General features: G+C 54.2%; 16 protein-coding genes. 13 read left to right on the plus strand and 3 right to left on the minus strand.

Annotation, left to right across the window (positions count from 1 at the left end; genetic code table 11):
- Positions 1 to 112 precede the first annotated feature (112 nt).
- Entirely contained in the window at positions 113 to 1,111 is a 999-nt protein-coding gene (locus METFOR_RS14565) for a zinc ribbon domain-containing protein (RefSeq protein ID WP_015285715.1), read from the plus strand.
- Between the two features lie 43 nt (positions 1,112 to 1,154).
- Here the strand turns inward: METFOR_RS14565 and METFOR_RS08485 are convergent, their stop codons facing one another.
- Positions 1,155 to 1,358, minus strand: coding sequence for a hypothetical protein (locus METFOR_RS08485; RefSeq protein WP_015285716.1), 204 nt, complete (start codon positions 1,356 to 1,358; stop codon positions 1,155 to 1,157).
- Between the two features lie 125 nt (positions 1,359 to 1,483).
- On the opposite strand from METFOR_RS08485, the gene serS reads away from it, so the two are divergent.
- Together serS and METFOR_RS08495 are read left to right on the plus strand one after the other, a co-directional pair.
- On the plus strand, positions 1,484 to 2,761 hold the full coding sequence (gene serS, locus METFOR_RS08490; protein ID WP_015285717.1) for a serine--tRNA ligase: 1,278 nt from the start codon (positions 1,484 to 1,486) through the stop codon (positions 2,759 to 2,761).
- An 84-nt stretch (positions 2,762 to 2,845) separates the two neighbouring features.
- Positions 2,846 to 4,585 (plus strand): zinc ribbon domain-containing protein, encoded by a 1,740-nt coding sequence (locus METFOR_RS08495; protein ID WP_015285718.1) that lies wholly within the window; start codon positions 2,846 to 2,848, stop codon positions 4,583 to 4,585.
- 29 nt (positions 4,586 to 4,614) lie between these two features.
- Here the strand turns inward: METFOR_RS08495 and METFOR_RS14570 are convergent, their stop codons facing one another.
- On the minus strand, positions 4,615 to 5,787 hold the full coding sequence (locus METFOR_RS14570) for a response regulator (RefSeq protein WP_015285719.1): 1,173 nt from the start codon (positions 5,785 to 5,787) through the stop codon (positions 4,615 to 4,617).
- Between the two features lie 116 nt (positions 5,788 to 5,903).
- Positions 5,904 to 6,458 (minus strand): TATA-box-binding protein, encoded by a 555-nt coding sequence (locus METFOR_RS08505; RefSeq protein WP_233504379.1) that lies wholly within the window; start codon positions 6,456 to 6,458, stop codon positions 5,904 to 5,906.
- Positions 6,459 to 6,743: 285 nt separating this feature from the next.
- Here METFOR_RS08505 and METFOR_RS08510 point away from each other — a divergent pair, with 285 nt between their 5' ends.
- The 10 genes from METFOR_RS08510 (at position 6,744) to METFOR_RS14995 (ending at position 17,575) form a co-directional block, all read left to right on the plus strand.
- Positions 6,744 to 7,193: a MarR family winged helix-turn-helix transcriptional regulator gene (locus tag METFOR_RS08510; RefSeq protein WP_015285721.1), complete on the plus strand. Its 450-nt coding sequence runs from the start codon at positions 6,744 to 6,746 to the stop codon at positions 7,191 to 7,193.
- Positions 7,194 to 7,204: 11 nt separating this feature from the next.
- Complete coding sequence (locus METFOR_RS08515) at positions 7,205 to 8,383, plus strand: MFS transporter (protein ID WP_015285722.1); 1,179 nt, start codon at positions 7,205 to 7,207, stop codon at positions 8,381 to 8,383.
- Between the two features lie 1,102 nt (positions 8,384 to 9,485).
- Positions 9,486 to 12,650 (plus strand): Eco57I restriction-modification methylase domain-containing protein, encoded by a 3,165-nt coding sequence (locus METFOR_RS08520; RefSeq protein ID WP_015285723.1) that lies wholly within the window; start codon positions 9,486 to 9,488, stop codon positions 12,648 to 12,650.
- Positions 12,651 to 12,708: 58 nt separating this feature from the next.
- Entirely contained in the window at positions 12,709 to 13,728 is a 1,020-nt protein-coding gene (locus tag METFOR_RS08525) for a virulence RhuM family protein (protein WP_015285724.1), read from the plus strand.
- A gap of 152 nt (positions 13,729 to 13,880) precedes the next feature.
- Positions 13,881 to 14,153, plus strand: coding sequence for a hypothetical protein (locus METFOR_RS08530; RefSeq protein WP_015285725.1), 273 nt, complete (start codon positions 13,881 to 13,883; stop codon positions 14,151 to 14,153).
- Positions 14,154 to 14,202: 49 nt separating this feature from the next.
- Positions 14,203 to 15,573: an ATP-binding protein gene (locus METFOR_RS08535; RefSeq protein ID WP_015285726.1), complete on the plus strand. Its 1,371-nt coding sequence runs from the start codon at positions 14,203 to 14,205 to the stop codon at positions 15,571 to 15,573.
- Positions 15,574 to 15,657: 84 nt separating this feature from the next.
- Entirely contained in the window at positions 15,658 to 15,999 is a 342-nt protein-coding gene (locus METFOR_RS15350; RefSeq protein ID WP_148277645.1) for a hypothetical protein, read from the plus strand.
- A gap of 259 nt (positions 16,000 to 16,258) precedes the next feature.
- A complete protein-coding gene (locus METFOR_RS15580) occupies positions 16,259 to 16,399 on the plus strand; it encodes a hypothetical protein (protein WP_158491367.1) in 141 nt (46 codons plus the stop codon).
- 496 nt (positions 16,400 to 16,895) lie between these two features.
- Positions 16,896 to 17,255 carry a PIN domain-containing protein gene (locus tag METFOR_RS08540; RefSeq protein WP_015285728.1) on the plus strand — a complete coding sequence of 120 codons (360 nt, stop codon included), beginning with the start codon at positions 16,896 to 16,898 and terminating at the stop codon, positions 17,253 to 17,255.
- Between the two features lie 77 nt (positions 17,256 to 17,332).
- Positions 17,333 to 17,575 carry a hypothetical protein gene (locus METFOR_RS14995; RefSeq protein ID WP_015285729.1) on the plus strand — a complete coding sequence of 81 codons (243 nt, stop codon included), beginning with the start codon at positions 17,333 to 17,335 and terminating at the stop codon, positions 17,573 to 17,575.
- Positions 17,576 to 17,597 lie beyond the last annotated feature (22 nt).

Raw genomic sequence — 17,597 nt, forward strand, 5'->3', positions numbered from 1 at the left:
CCACATAGACTATTGCCTCCCGATCATCCCCCGCGTTTCGGACACGGATGGTTTTAACTGATGGGCGGGAAACCGGAAGTACAGGTTTTAAAACAGGAACGGTCGGGTCCGCATGAAACTGCCATGGTCGCGCAAGAAGGATGAGCCGGGAAATCTGATATCCTGCCCGCGGTGCAATGCACCGGCACCGTCCGACAAGCCGTTCTGCGAGGCCTGCGGCGCGCGGATCGCCCCTCCCCCCTCCTGCTCGCTCTGCGGTACGCTCCTTGAACCGGGATCGCGCTTCTGCCCCTCGTGCGGGGCAATGATCGGGAGCACAAAGGACAAGCCCGATGCAGGATCTCCCAAAAAAACTCCGGCAAAGAAATCACGGGTGCCGGTAAGCGAAGAGTCACCGGCTCCGCATGAACCGGAGAACGCGAAGCATCCCGATTCCCCAAAGAACGTGCCGGACGATAAGGGGCCCGCCCATGAGCCCCCGGAAGAAAAGCCGGAACCGCGACCTGCCAAAAAAACTCCTGTGCCTCCCGCAAAAACAACCATTCCGCCCGGGCGATCGCACGGGCTCGCCGCGCGCCTCGGGCAGGGGACCATGATGATTGCGGTAATCCTCGTTCTCATCCTCGCCGGGGCGGTCCTCATCTTCTCCGGTTTCCTCTCCCTCCCCGTTGTTTCATCCCAGCCGGTAGTTCCACCGGGGGTGGTCCCGGAAACGACACCCTCGCCTGTTCCGGTGGCGGCAACCACGGCGATGCCTGCGGTATCAGTGGCACCAACCAGGAACATCTCGCTCGTGCCTGGCCCTACCCAGACACTCCCCGCGCACCTGGACATTGTCTTACAGACAGAGCGCGACCCGCGGACACGGATGATCTCGGTCGAGTACATGGGGGGCAAGGGCCAGTACGGGGTGCGCGAAATCTTCGTCCGGCTCACCCGCTCCGATGGCGAGGTGCTGACCGGCTCCTTCAAGCCTATCCAGATCGGCAGCAGGATCGAACTCCAGGGAACCGAGCAGGCGGACCGGCTGGAAGTCGTGACCCGGCATTATTCCGGCGAGGAATACACGGTCATTGACCGGGTATTCGAATACAAAGTCCGGACCGCGTAATTCGTATCATATGCCGGGCTTGGCATTCTGAAAAACCGGGGAATTATTTCCGCTTCCGTATCGAGAGGATCTTCAGGTAATCCGCAGCCGGGCAGAGACGCTTTCCCTCCGCTGCCGATTCTGCGGAGCCTGCAATGCAGTATTCGCCGGTCTCCAGGCTTTTTGCACAGGTGCCGATGCCGGACTCCTGCCCTTTTCCGGGTGCGGTCCCTTTCAGGTTTTTACAGATGAAGGTAAAATCGCCCATGTCGTATCAGCCTTCTGTTGCACACAGGAGCTGATAAAGCGGACGGGCAGACCGCAAGGGAAAGCCGATAAATGAGATCGCAACAAACCTGTTGGTACTAACAAGGCAGGAGCGGAAAATTCCCGATGCTTGACATAAAGTTCGTACGGGCCAGCCCGGATGTGGTGAAGGCAGATCTCACAAAAAGGAACGACCTAGAGAAGATCGCATGGGTCGATGAGCTGCTCGCAAAGGACGCCCGTTCCCGCGAACTCAAAGTGGAGACCGACCAGCTCCGCCAGCGGAGAAACACCATTGCCCGCGACATCAATGCGGCAAAGAAGGCAGGGCAGGATGCAAAACCGCTGATGGAAGAGGCCGCCTCGCTCCCGAAGAAGATCAAAGACCACGACACTGAACAGGAGGAGATCCGGACACGGATGCGCGAGATCCAGATGCGCCTGCCCAATATCCTGCACGAGAGCGTCCCGGTCGGTAAGGACGACTCGGAGAACGTAGAGGTGAAGCGGGTCGGGACTCCCCGCACCTTCTCCTTTGAAGTGAAGAACCACGGCCAGCTCGCGACAGAGAAAGGCTGGGCTGACTTCGAGCGTGCTGCCAAGACCTCGGGTGCAGGCTTCTATTTCCTGAAAGGGAACCTCGTGCTCCTCGATATGGCGCTCCAGCGCTACGCGATAGACCTCCTGGAAAAGAAAGGCTACACTCCCGTCATCCCGCCCTACATGATCAACCGGACCTCATACGAGGGCGTGACCGATCTCGGCGACTTCGAGAAAGTGATGTACAAGATCGACGGGGATGACGCGTACCTCATCGCGACCAGCGAGCACCCCATCGGCGCGATGTACCAGGACGAGATCTTCGAAGAGAAAGACCTCCCGCTCCGGCTTGCCGGTATCTCTCCCTGCTTCCGGCGCGAGATCGGCGCCCACGGCCTTGACACCAAGGGGCTCTTCCGGGTCCACCAGTTCACCAAGGTCGAGCAGTTCGTCTTCTGCAAGCCGGAGGACTCCTGGACGATCCACGAAGAACTGCTCGCCAATGCCGAGGAGATCTTCCAGGGGCTTGACCTTCCCTACCATGTCGTGAACATCTGCACGGGCGACATCGGTACGGTTGCGGCAAAGAAGTACGACATCGAGGTCTGGATGCCGCGCGAGAACGCGTACAAGGAGGTTGTCTCCTGCTCGAACTGCACGAGTTACCAGGCAGTCCGGCTCAATATCCGGGTCCGGGACAAGAGTGACTTTGAGTCAAAGCAGCACGTGCACACCCTCAACTCAACAGCCATTGCCACCTCCCGCGTGCTGCGGGCGATCCTCGAGAACAACCAGCAGGAGGACGGCTCGGTCCTCATACCGGAAGTCCTGCGGCCGTACATGAACGGGCGGGAGTTCCTCTGAACGCAGGAACACACTCCATTCCGGTATTTCGCCCAAATCCTTTTTTTATCCATAGGACGCAGATATATTCAGGATTGTGGTCGCATGGCATATCCTAACCTCTACAGTGACGAATCGATCGTCCTCAATGCACAGAATGTCAAGGTGAAGTCCGTATCGTTCGAAGCGGTGCTCACGACACGCAGGCTCATTCTCGTGGACAGCAAGAAGCACCTGATAGCACCGCAGGAGATCCTGCTGGCAACCCTGCGGGACATCGAAGCTGGAGAGAATGCCATCCGCGACCCCACCATCACCCTCTCTATCATCACGACGACTGGCGCCACCCGCCAGATGATCCTCACGTTCTCGAAAACAAGCGGCGGGGACCGCAAGCGGGAACGCGACGAATGGATCAAGGCGCTCCGGCAGAACATGGCATCGGCCGGGCAGCACCCGATCATGCCCGACCAGCCAATCCCGGAAGAGGCCTATCCCCCCGGTGCCGATGAACGGCCATCACCTGCCCGGGCTGCACCCGCTGTCCCGGCTCATTCTGGAAAGAAGAAGATCGAGATCGCCCGCCCGGGCCCGATCAAAAAGATCATCGATGCCCCCCCGGCCATCCCGAAACCCGTGGAGACAACAAGCCTTCCCACGGGTTCGTTCTGCAACAAGTGCGGCAGCCGCGTACCCCCGGACTCGGCGTTCTGCAACAAGTGCGGGACACCGGTCGTGACCGATGCAGACCTTGACGCACACCTCGCCACGACCTCCGCCCCTGCGCCCGCAGTCCCCCAGATCCAGGTGCAGGCCCGGCCAACATTCGGGCAGGGCGACAAGAAAGAGCGACCTATCGAAGAGGTCATCCACTCGATCGAGCCGCTCATCGAGGACTCGGTCCCGCGGACCCAGCCCTACCCCATTGTGCCCAAACAGGTGTTCCAGCCCCGTGAACAGCAGGCGGCCGCACCGGAGCAGCAAGAGCCCTCACCGGAAGCTGCACCCGCCCCGGCACCCGAAGCCGCAGCGCCCGCGCCGGAATCCCCGACTCCCGGTGTGACCTGGCCGGTACTCGGTTCAGCCGGCGGCCCGGTTGAAGGGCAGGTCTCGATCCCGGCACAACCGGAAGCAGCACCGGCCTCAGCGCCGCAGGCTCCTCCCGTCCCGCCTGCACCACCCGTACCACCGGTCCCGGGCGGGAAGAAGAAGTTCATCGCGATCGGTGCTGTTGCACTGGTCCTCGTTCTCATCATTGCAGCGGTCTTCATCTTCGCAAACCCGCTGGGCGGAGGACAGCCGGCAACGACAACACCGGTCACGACCGCCGTGCCCACGACCGCCGCAACCCCCACCCCGTCCACGCCAACGATGACCTATGTTCCGACCGAGACCACACCGGCCGTTGAACCCACAGAAACGCCGGCCGGTACAACCAGCTCGTCCGGAGGCACGATGATCGTCCCGGACCAGAACGTCTGGATCCACATCATCTATGACGGCGAATACAACGGTATCTATGGTGTTGCCGGAGGGTCCACAACGATTGCCGGAGAAGGGGAGAAAGTCCTCCAGATCCCGGTCAACGTGGGGATCGTGATTGCCTCGATCCAGAAACTGGACGGGTCCGGTGACAAGCTGACCGTCGAGATCTGGAAAGACGGCAAACGGGTTGCGGAGAAATCCACGGTTTCACCCAAGGGGGTAATCGAGATCCAGACCGACTTACGGCCAACATCCACGCCAACCCCCACGTCAACCAAGATCCCGGTCCCGACAAAGACCACTGCAGCGGCAAACGAAACTGCCAACGCAACCGCAACAATCACTGCGGCAGCCGAATAATCCTTCCCTTTTTTCGCATCTTCTTCTCATCAGGGATTGTCCGGGTTAACTTCGACACCAGTCCCGACAACATACCGTTCGTCCCCGACAACCAGCCGGCTGCCGCGCAGGCGATAGTCCTTCACAACGTTATCCTTTCCCCTCACATGAACGCGTATTTCGCCAGACCCGCTGGAAAATACTTCCCTGATAGCCTTCTCAGCAGCATGCCGATCCTCTTCCACAACAAACGCGAGCGCGTTCATATCGGCTATCGCTTCCCCGGATTTTCCGAGCGATTCCTCCATAAACCGGTTGGTCCGGATAAATTTCCCGTCCCGGTCCAGGACAAAGAAGATATTAGGGATGCAGTCGATGACCGCATCGAAGAACTCTTTCTCCCGCTGGAGGGAGTCCCTGACGATCTTCCGGTCCGTGACATCCCGGATCGATTCGATTGCTCCAATCATCGTTCCGGCATTATCATAGAGGGGTGAGGCGGTGAACCATAATAGGGCATCCCGGACTCCGGCAAAGCCCGGTACCGTGACCTCGGCATACAGGATGTTCCCGTTCCGTTTGATGAAAGGATACCGGGTTTTTATGGCCGGATCATTCTTCAGCACAAGATCGATCAGGAGGGGGCGGCGTTCTCCGTATAAGGAGACGGCATATGCGTACTTGCCTTCACCGATCATCACAGATGCAGGGGTCCCGGTCAGCTTCTCCATGGCCCGGTTCCACGCAATCACGATCCCCTCCGTGTTGATGGCAAACGTTGCATCGGGCAGGAAGTTGAGGATATCCGACTGGAGCCGTTCCTGATCGGATATTTTCTTGTCGGCCCTCCGGTGCTCGACAACCAGCCGGATCTTGTGCGCAAGTTCCGCAAATTGGGAATTCGCCTCACCGCCTTTCTGGAGATAGGAATCTGCCCCTTCGTTGAGGGCCTGAATGACAACCTCCTCCCGGCCTTTTCCGGTAAAAATGATAAATGGGATGGTATTGCCGGAAGCCCGGATCTTTTTTAAGAATGCTATGCCGTCCATGACCGGCATCTGGTAATCGGAGACGATGGCTTCGTAGTTGCCGGACTCAAGGAGAGTCATCGCTTCAGGCGCAGAGGTCGCTGTGTCGACACGGAACTTTCCGTGCCCCTCAAGAAAGATCTTGCCGATCTGGAGCAACTCGGGCTCATCATCCACATACAGGACCTGGAACATACGCACCGGAAATGCTTTACAGTGAATGACTATACGTCACCATTAATATTTTCTTTGTATGCCGGGCACTGAAGATGTACATCCGCCCGGTTTTTGTTTCATACCCATTTCCGGATCTACAGGACGCCGGTACGGCCGAGCTTTTCCCGGAAGATTTCTAACCCTTTCCGGATATCGGCAAGGTTTGTCCCCCCGGTGATGACGGCTTTCCCGGAAGAGAAGAGGAGGAAGACGACTTTGGGGTCGGTAAGCCGGCAGACCAGCCCCGGGAAACTCTCCGGTTCGTACTCCACCCAGTCGCTGTCCATGAGGGAAGCGACCATCCGGACCAGGTTGCATTCCCGGCCGAAACTGCAGGTACAGACAATGTTCCGGACCGAGACGCGGGGCTCATCATGGCAGGCGATGTTGGCGGTTTTGAGCACTGCAAGAAGGTTCTTTGTGGCAGGCACAAGGTCTTCCTGCCGGGCAATGCCGGTGATGACAACCTTCCCGGATCCAAAGATGAGGGCAACGGCTTTGGGGTCCTGCATATAGTACACGGCGCCGGGAAACCGCTTCTTGTCGAACCTGCACTCCGGTACTGCATTGAGGAGATGCGTCAGGTCAATGGAATCCGCAACCGGTCCGGCGGCAACGATATTCTGGATCCTGATCGGATCGTCCTGCATTTTTTTCATGGTACCCGGTTTGATTGGAAGTACCTATTTATCGGTAACCCGGATCCAGCGCAATGCAGGAAGGCCTGTTTCATAAAAGGTTCCACCCGCTGGCCGGCAACCGCGCGAGAAAAAAACACTGCCCGGTAATTTTCCGGAGAACCGGAAATTAGTTGCGCGATCAACTACGTATTTGTGGAAATCCCATCATGATGGTTGCATCAGCCGGGATCCGGACTCGGCACATCACGGGAGTAAACCCGCAGATTGCGTCTGCACCCGGACCGGGCCGGTACGGTGAAATCCTTGGAAACGAGAGAACGGGAATTTTTAGGAAAAGACATTGCGTTGCTCTACCGGGCAAGCCAGAAGAACCTTGACGACCGGCTCCGGCCCTGCGGGATCGGCTCGGGACAGTTTTACGTGCTGATGCCCCTCTTCCGCGAGGACGGGATCAACCAGGACGCGATAACCCGGATCATCCAGGTGGACAAGGCGTCCGTCACCCGGGCGGTCCAGAAACTGGTTGACGAAGGCTACGTTGTCCGGAAACGTGACGAGACCGACCGGCGCTCCTGCCGGGTCTTTCTCACAAAAAAAGGCCGGGGGATCCAACTTGCGATGACAACGATTGCGCAGGAATGGGAAGACCTGCTCCCCTCCGGTTTTGATCCGGTGGAGCGCGGGGGGGTCCGTGGCTCGTTTGAAACAATGATCAACACCATCTTCCGGGATACGGGAGAGTAACGGAGGATATCATGGAATTCAGGAAATCCCACCAGTTCATGCTCTGCATCACGGCATTCTTCGGCATGGCCGGGGGCACGCATCTTGCCCCGGTCCTGCCGGAGATGGTAGCGCCCCTGCACACGACCAGTGCGGAAGTCGCCCTGCTGATGTCGGTGCTGACCATCTCGACTGCCATCTTCACCCTGCTGATTGCGCACTACATTGACCGGGTCAACCGCAAGACAGTCCTCATCCCCTGCCTCGTGGTCTACGGCCTGACCGGCCTCTTCTGTTTCTTTGCCTCCGACATGCAGTCGCTCCTCGTCCTCCGGTTCCTGCAGGGGATTGGCGTTGCGGGGATGCTGACCCTGCCCCTTCTCATGATTGGGGACGTGTTCAAAGGCCACGACAGCGTGAAGCCGATCAGCACCATCAGTATCTCGTTTGCGATCGGTGCCATATCGGTCCCGCTCATCGGGGGGTTCATGGCAATGGTGGCGTGGAACCTCCCGTTCCTGTTCTACGCGCTCGCGCTCCCGTTCGCCCTTGTGGTCTGGGCATTTCTCCCGGAGACACGCGGGGCGGAGCATGCCGGTAACCGCAACGGGATCAAAGAGGCGTTTTGTGCGCTCCGGGATATCCGGGTTTTCTCTGCGGTCTTCATGGGATTTGCCGTATACGTCCTGCTGTTTGCCATGGTCATCTACGTCCCCTTCCTGCTCAAGAGCCTCTTCTCGTATTCCTCCGGCTCTTCCGGCATCATGCTCGCGATCGAAGGGCTCGCGGTCATTCTTGTGGCGTCCCGGGTGCACAGCCTTACGCGGAGATATTCCGTGCTCCCGGTCATCACCCTCGGGTTCGCGCTCGTTGGCGCATCGCTCGTGCTCATGGCATTCTTCCCCTTCCTAGCCGCTATCGTCCTCCTGCTCATCCTGTTCGGGGCCGGGTATGGTCTTGCCCAGACGTCCGTTGATGTCCTCACGGTCCAGGTCCCCCCGCCGGAAAACCGGGGCGGCATCCTCTCCATCCACACCTGCGGGAAATACCTTGGCGGGAGCATCGCCCCGGTCATCCTCGGGATCGTTCTCGTCTTCTTGGGCATGGAAGGCGTCTTTGTGCTGGCCGGGATCTTCGGGCTCGTTATGGCCGCAATCGCGTACGGGATCCGGAATAAATTCGCGGGGCCGGCCGGTGCTGCGGGGCAGTGACGCTGCGGGATTTTTAGAAAATTTTTGAAAAATTTTTCTGGTTTTTTTCTGGGATTTTGTTTTTCTTTTTTAGATCAACAAATTTTTTCAAGAAAATTTCCGGCTCGTGAAAAATTTTCGGAACTAATTTTCTCTCTAAAATCTTTGCCGGAGAATTTTCGGATGCCGGATCTTCCGTAATCAAAGGCCAGGCGCTCCATGCCGGGAGACGGGCCGAGGAGTAAGGGTACCCGGGAATGCAAGTGTGCCCGCCAGAAAGATACGACGGTGGAAGTTATCTCTCCGTCGGAGACCCGGGTCGAAGAGCCCTTCGGACTCTTCGAAGACCGGTTGGTCTTCTCATCTCTCAGGTCTGATGACCATCGAGTTCTCCTGCTCCAGGTCAAGCGACCTGTCGCACCCGAAAACCCCCTTTCTTTTCGTTTCGCGTGCTCCCCATGCGAAAAAAGAGCGATCGGCCGCTGGAAGGGCACTATTTAGTTAATTTTTAAAGCCAGAAATAGACGCCGTTCGTAAAAATACAGGCAAAATATCAGTATTTTCCAAATGAGGTACTGTAATTCGCAAAAAAATGCGACTATCCCAAAACCTGTTTCCTAAAATGAACCCGGATCCGAAAACGGAGCGATTATAAGAGAGATTGGACTTAGGGGGATTGTCTCTGGCGGAAGTCATCCGGAATATCCTCCTGCCAGTTTGTTTAGCGTGCCCATGCCAGGAAAAACCCGTGATCGTTGAACCGGGAGTGCCTATATTGGCATTTTTCCGGGGTATATCCTGCTCCGTTAAGGGAAAAAATCCCCTAAAATTCATTCGTTAAAAATCCAGGTACTGTAATTCGCGAAAAAGTGCGATCCTCCAAAAGTCGGTTTTTCAAAATGAGCCCGGATTCGAAAACAAAACGATTTATGGGGAGATTAGTTTTCAGGGGGGGCCTTGCGTACAGGCCGTTGCCCAGCGAGGGGGCGGCAAGCCCCCCGAGCGACTCCGAGCATAAGCGAGGAGGGGGTGGAATCGTATTTTCAATTTGAATTCCCGTTCCCGTAAAATCTAAAAATATATTTCAACATCTTTAACGCGATTGAGCGCACCACCTTCTTCAATGGCAGTCCCCGAATCCATCCAGCCACTTGTTGAAAAGTACACGTACCATCGCGAAGCCTACATCCGCGGGCAGGAGAAATACAATGAATCACAACTCCGCCAGGATTTCACTGATCCGTTTTTCCACGCGCTCGGCTGGGACGTGAACAACAACAAGGGACATTCGGAAGCGTACCGGGAAGTGCTGCATGAGGAGCCGGTCCGGATCCGGGGGACTACCAAATATTTCGACTACACGTTCAGGATCGGGGGCGTGCGGAAGTTCATTGTCGAGACCAAGAAGCCGTCCGTGCACATCAGGGATGATGCGGATGCAGCTCTCCAGCTCCGAAGGTATGCGTGGAACGCAAAACTCCCGCTCTCTATCCTGACGAACTTCGAGGAGTGGGCGATCTATGATTGTACGATCAAGCCGGAGAATGGCGACACGGCTGCGAAGGGACGGATCGAGTATTTCACGTACAAGGATATTCCGGCCAAGTGGGACTATCTGGTCAGTGTCTTCTCGCAGGACTGTATCCTGAAAGGATCGTTCGACCGGTACGCTGCATCGCACAAAGGGAAGAAAGGGACGGCTGCGGTTGATGACGATATCCTTTCCGAGATCGAGTCATGGCGGGACGCACTCGCGAAGAACATCGCGATCCGGAACGACAAACTCTCGGTTGCCGAGCTGAACACCGTTGTCCAGCGCACGATCGACCGGCTCCTCTTCCTGCGGATCTGCGAAGACCGGGGGATCGAGGAGTACACAACGCTCCACAAACTTCTCGAAGGCGAGAACGTGTATGCCCGGCTCTGCGAACTGTTCCGGAACGCTGACGCGAAGTACAACTCCGGCCTCTTCCATTTCGATGACGAGCCCGGCAGGAATGAACTGCCGGACAACCTCTCCCTCTCCGTTTCCGTGGACGATAAGGTCTTGAAAGGGATCATCAAACGGCTTTACTATCCTGAAACCCCGTACCTCTTCTCGGTCATCCCTCCCGCAATCCTCGGGCACGTTTACGAGCAGTTCCTCGGGAAAGTTATCCGGCTTACGGAAGGTCACCAGGCAAAAGTGGAGTTCAAGCCGGAGGTGAAGAAGGCGGGCGGCGTCTTCTACACCCCGCAGTACATCGTGGAATACATTGTTGCGCACACGGTCGGCGAACTCGTGATGGACAAGACCCCCCGCGACGTGGCAAAGCTCCGCGTCCTCGACCCTGCGTGCGGCTCCGGTTCGTTTTTGATCGGGGCGTACCAGTTCCTCCTTGACTGGCACCGCGACTGGTACATCGCAAACCTTGTCCCGGTTTTTATCGATAAGAAATCCGTGACCGACCCGGCCGTCCTCGCCCTGCTTCCCGAGCCCACGCCGCGGGGCAAGAAGAAACTCACGCAGGTCGAGCTCCCGGTGTACAAGGCCGGCAAGACCGGCGATGCAACACGCTCGCGGAGCGACTGGCGCCTGACTACGGCCGAGAAGAAACGCATTCTCTTGAACACCATCTACGGTGTGGACATCGACCAGGCCGCAGTCGAGGTGACGAAACTCTCGCTCCTCTTAAAAGTGCTTGAAGAAGAGAATGAGGAGAACATCGATAAGCAGCTGAAACTGTTCGCGGAGCGGGCGCTCCCCTCGCTGCACGAGAACATCAAGTGCGGGAACTCGCTGATCGGTACCGACATCATTACACCTGAGATGGTGCAGGAAGAAGTGAAGCGGATCAACCCGTTCGACTGGGACCGGGAGTTTGCGGATGTGATGAAGGCGGGCGGGTTCGATGCTGTGATCGGGAATCCGCCGTACATCCGGATCCAGACCTTGAAGGAATGGGCGCCGCAAGAAGTAGAATTCTACAAGAAAAAATTCATTTCCGCAAGCAAGGGAAACTACGATATCTATGTTGTATTTGTTGAGAGGGGACTATCACTGCTCAACAAGAATGGCTTACTTGGGTACATTCTCCCGCATAAATTCTTCAACGCCAAATATGGCGAGCCAGTGCGTTCAGTAATTGCGAAGGGAAAACATCTGAAAGAGATTGTTCATTTCGGACATCAGCAAATCTTTGAGAATGCAACAACCTATACGTGTCTGCTATTTCTCGGAAAGAAAGACTATGATGATTTCGGATTTATCAACGTCGGGGATCTTACTTTATGGCGCTCCTCACATATCGCAATCGAAGGAAATATTTCGTGTAAAGATGTTTCCAAAAATGAGTGGAATTTTGTTGTAGGTAATGATTCAGGACTTTTCAAAAAATTAGACTCTGAAAGAATAAAACTGAAAGATGTTACAGCAAAAATTTTCCAAGGATTAGTAACGGGTGCTGATCCAGTTTTTCTTGTCATTAATCAAGAGGATGGATCATTTTACTCAGATGCAACGGGAAAGACACATTTGCTTGAGAAAGATTTACTCCATCCATTATGCAAAGGCGCATTAAACATTCGTCGTTATTATATCGATAACATTACCAAATCGATTCTTTTTCCGTATAAAATTGAAGAAAATACTGCAATTCTTATCTCAACAAAAGAACTCGCAGAAAAATATCCAAACACCTGGGAATATTTCAAACAAAATAGATCTTTGTTAGAGGCACGAGAAAACGGAAAATGGAAAAACGAACAATGGTATGCATTTGGTCGGAATCAAAATTTAACCGAAATGAATCGTGAAAAAATTCTCTCGCCAAGTATCGCTAACGGTGCATGTTTCACTTTTGATTCAAAAGATTTCTTTTACTTCATGGGTAGTGGCGGTGGCGGCGGTGGCGGCTATGGTATTATTTTAAAACCCGAAGAGAAAATGTCCTATTACTATCTGTTAGGTCTCCTCAACTCAGCATTATCAACATTCTATCTGAAGAAGATTAGTTCCACATTTAGGGGAGGGTACATCGCCTTGAACCGGCAATATATAGAGCAACTCCCCATACGCACCATCAACTTCGCCGACCCTGCCGACAAGACCCGGCATGATCGCATGGTTCAGCTCGTAACGCAGATGCTTGACCTCAATAAGAAAATACAGGATGCCCGCGTTGATCACGACAGGACCCTGCTCCAGCGGCAGATCGAGGCAACGGATGCTTCCATCGATAAACTGGTGAACGAGCTGTACGGGCTGACGGAGGAGGAGATTGCGGTTGTGGATGGTGTCGGCCGATGACCCGACGGGAAGCGGCTGACATGAGAAGAACCCCTCAGGGTTCTTCGAGGAGCGGGAAATGACCGGACATGAAAAGAACCTGATACGAAACAGCACAGCAGAATTCCTGATTTTTACGTCAACCGTTGGCGAGGAATCAATCGAAGTCAGGTACGAGGATGAAACAGTCTGGCTCAGCCAGAAGATGATGGCTGCGCTCTTCGATGTAAAGACCCCGACAATAAACGAACACTTAAAAAACATCTACGAGAGCGGCGAACTGACCCGGAAAGCAACTATTCGGAAATTCCGAATAGTTCGCACCGAAGGAAACCGCGAGGTAAAGCGGGATCTCGAATACTACAGTCTCGATGCCATAATCTCGGTCGGGTACCGCGTCAATTCCAAGAGGGCCACCCAGTTCCGCCAGTGGGCAACGCAGGTATTGCGGGAATTCGCCATCAGGGGATATGTCCTTGACAAAAAGCGGATGGAAAACGGTACGTTCTTAGGCGAAGATTACTTCGAGCGTCTGCTTGCAGAGATACGGGAGATCCGCCTCAGCGAGAGACGATTCTACCAGAAGATCACCGACATCTATGCCACAAGCATCGATTACAACAGGGATGCCCCGACGACCCGCGATTTTTTTGCAAACGTCCAGAACAAATTGCATTTCGCCATTCACGGGCATACCGCAGCCGAACTGATACTACAGCGGGCGGACAGCAGAAACGATCACATGGGTCTGACCACCTGGGAGAACAGTCCTGACGGGAAGATCCTGAAGACCGATGTGGTGGTTGCAAAAAATTATCTGACATCGCAGGAACTCGAATCACTCGGGCGGATCGTCAATGCATGGCTTGATCTTGCTGAAGATCGCGCCAGACGACAGATTCCCATGACCATGGAAGACTGGGCAAAACGTCTCGACCGGTTCCTTGAATCCGATGACCGGAACCTTCTGGAAGATGGCGGGAACGTAACCGCAGAGATGGCAAAAGAGTTTGCGGAGACGGAATTTGAAAAATACCGTATTGTTCAGGACCGGCTTTTTGAAAGCGATTTCGACCGGATATTAAAAGAGACAAAATAAGCATGAGACCCGGACGCCAAACTAGATCACGACAAGACGCTGCTCAGCGGCAGATCGAAACGACGGATGCGGTGATCGATAAACAGGTGTACGAGCTGTACGGGCTGGCGGAAGAGGAGAACACGGCGGTGGAAGGAAACGGGAAATGAAAAATGGCAATCATTAAACTTATAGATTCTGACCAGGACCTTTTAGAGGGCTATGGTATTGGGCCCGGATCGTATCCCGCAGCCGGTAACCATGAATTCATATTTCCTGCTGATACGCCGGATTTTCACATCCGTTTCTTTGAAAAGAACGGTGCCCTGTTTGCAGAACTACCGGATGATCTGGAACCTGCATTTGAAGGAACAACACTGGACCTCAATAATGGCGGAGATGTTGCAAAAGAATACGAAGGAAAGATCTTTGCCATATATGTCTGATAGTTCATAGAGGGAGAACAAAAAAAACAGAATACGGGAACCAGATGTCATGACCCTTGACCACTTCCTCAAAGAAATTGAATCCCGTGAGCTCGAATTCAAGGAAAAGCCGAATCCCGCACTCTTCAAGACGCTATCAGCATTTGCCAACACCGATGGGGGCGTTGCACTCATCGGGGTATCTGACAAAAAAGAGATCACCGGGTACCGTTGCTCAAATGCAGACCTCAAGGATTTATCCGATACCATCGTCAACAAACTCGCCATCCATCCTGTGATTGAACCGGTCAAATGTGAAGGGAAAACGGTTGTACGGATTGAGGTAAAGAAGAGCAAAGTCCCGGTCGCATACGAAGGCAGGTATTACACGCGGGTGGGAAACACAACAAGACTGATGGACACTGAAGAACTCAAAGAATTCCTCGTTTCCGAAATCGAATGGGATCGCCTTCCTTCAGAGCGCGGACTTGCGGATATCGATATGGAAACCGTCAGGCTCTTCGTTCGCTTGGCAAAAAGTGCCGGCAGGCTTCCCGGCGCTGACGAGCGTGAACCGGTTGCAGCGATACTCACGCGGCTCGGTCTCATGACCGGGGATCAACTGACTAACGCAGCATTCCTGCTCTTCGGAAAAAAACAGGAGTCCTATCTTTCAGATACGGTGCTTCGCATCGGCCGGTTCAAAGACGGAGTAACCATCATAGGTGACCGCTGGATTGCCGGGAATCTCTTCCGCCAGCTCAGCGAAGGGGAAGAAGCGCTCAGGAATTTTATCAATGTACGCTACGAAATATCGGGAGAAACTCCGGAACGTAAAGAACATTGGGATTACCCGCTTCCCGCACTCAGAGAAGCGCTTATGAATGCGCTTGTCCACCGGGATTATTTCAAAAAGAACGAACAGATCATGATAAAAATCTATGACGATGCGATCTGGTTCCATAATCCCGGGGGTTTTCCCAAGGGGCTGTCAATTGCACAGCTGAAAGCAATGCCCCAGTCAATTCCCCGAAATCCGCTGATCGCAAGGATCTTCTATCTCTCCGGGTATATCGAGCGGTACGGTTCCGGCATCCAGAGAATACTCACATCGTTTGCGGACGCAGGACTTCCCGAGCCGGAATTCCAGACCGATGCGTGGGGATTGACCCTGACAATGCAGAAAGATATCTTCACTGAAGAATACCTTGCGCAGATGGGACTGAATGAACGGCAACTTCAGGCAATCCCCATTATGAGGAAACAGGGAAGCATTTCCAAACGCGAATACGAGGATCTCGTGTCGGTTTCCACAAGAACCGCGCTCTACGATCTGACTGCATTAGTTAACAAAGGAGTACTGGTTAGGATAGGTTCCGGCAAATCCTCCAGGTATTCACTATCTTCCAAACCAAAGAATACCCAAACCGGAGGATCATGATGGAGATTCCCGATGCCTAAGGCATTGCGCGTATTGCGCGAAAATTGCGTGGATCCATCTGAAGAGGGCATAATGGGGACATGAATGAGACAGATATCACATCTATCGGGATATGAACAATACACAGACACTCCTATTGGTATCCCGGCCATCCGCACCATCAACTTCGCCGACAAAGCCCGGCACGACCGCATGGTCTCGCTCGTCACGCGGATGCTGGAAATCCGTTTTTGGCCATCAGGACAAAGATGGATTCGAGAAGAACGCCTCAGCGTTCTTCGCTGTGGCGAATCCCGTATCTGCGGGATGAGACTGAAGAAGAATCCTGAAAGGATTCTTCGCTGTTTAAACAAAAAGTTACAGAACGCCCGCGTCGATCACGACAAGACGCTGCTCAGCGGCAGATCGAAACGACGGATGCGGTGATCGATAAACAGGTGTACGAGCTGTACGGGCTGGCGGAAGAGGAGATCAAGATCGCTGAAGGAGCGGGTAAATAATCCGCCGGATTTTTTTGCCAGGTTTTGATTCTGAAATGGTAAACTGGTGTACTTTTTATTGAGTTGTGATGTCCTGCGCACTTACCGGTTCGGATTCTCCGCTGACAAATACTCTTATTATCCATTGTGCGAGAAATCGAATAACCGGAGATGTACCCCTGTCTGAAAACCAGCGGTCCGATGCAGTGAAAAGCCTTGTGAAATTCATGATCTGCCTTGCGATAGCAGGCACGATCATTGCGCTCGTATGGTATTTCGCCATTGACCTGCCGGTCCAGCAGGCAGCAGCAATCCACGTGCCCACGAATACACTCGTTCCCTTGTAGACCGGGAAAACCCCTGCAGGGAGATGGACACTCGTGCAAAACGAGTGTTCTCAAGCATTCCTTCTTTACTCCTCCTTGTTTTCGAGATTCGTCTGTAAAAATACTATACCTGACTTACCCAACAAAAGTCAGCCGGCATGTCGGCTTGCTATTCGAGCGTGCGGATGCCATTGATCACGAGGTTGCGGCGGCGGACCGGCGAAGTGAGATGCCGTCACCCACCCGGGGCGACAGTTTGAGAAGAATGCTGGGGCGTTCTTCGAGGGATGACGCAGGCGGTGCTGGCGCGAGCCTTCGCTGGCAGATTTTGACAGTGGATGAGAGAGGTACCTACCCCTTCCATGCCATGGGGGGTGGGTAGGGGTCCCTGAGTGGGAGGGGGGACCCTGCTGCCGGTTCCGGGCCGGGACACTGGGAGGGGGGGACACCCCTCCCCATTTTCGCACCGCACGGGACCCCCATTACGTGGCATCATGAGAAGCGTTGTTGTACGAGCATGACCGTAAAAATCTACATGGATGTCTGCTGTTTGTGCAGACCATTTGATGACCAGAACAACCGGAAGATCCGGCTTGAAGCAGAAGCCGTCCTGGCAGTATTAGACCGGTGTTCCAGGGACTGGGATCTTGTCGGAAGCGTCATCATTGACGATGAAATATCACGCCTTGCAGATATTGAAAAACGATTAAAACTGGAACAGAAACTCATGCTCGTCAGGGATTATATCGAACTGAATGAATCCATTTTCAACCGGGCATTACAATACCAGAAAGAAGGTATCAAATTGTTCGATGCACTCCATCTCGCATGTGCAGAGATCGGAGAAACTATTTTCCTCACACAGATAACAGGGTAATTACTACCGTAAGGAAAATCCCGGCACTATCCACCGGGTAAATAACCCGGTTCACTGGTTCATGGAGGTGTCAGCCGATGAAAACTATAAGTGAAGTAAGAAAAGAGGGCATCCAGGCACTTACCAAGACCCTCGGACCCGTCGATATGGCCAGGTTTATCCAGAGTTTCGAGACCGGATCCGGCGATTATACCAAAGAACGTCATGAATGGCTGCCGGAAAACCTCGATGAGATTAAAAACGGTCTCATGGAACGACAGAAGAACGTAAAACGCAGAAGCAAATCCAATCACACACGAGATCGTGAAAAACGGATTTGAAATATTTTTTTTAAATTGCGGT

This window comes from Methanoregula formicica SMSP (genome assembly GCF_000327485.1).
Lineage (GTDB): Archaea > Halobacteriota > Methanomicrobia > Methanomicrobiales > Methanospirillaceae > Methanoregula > Methanoregula formicica.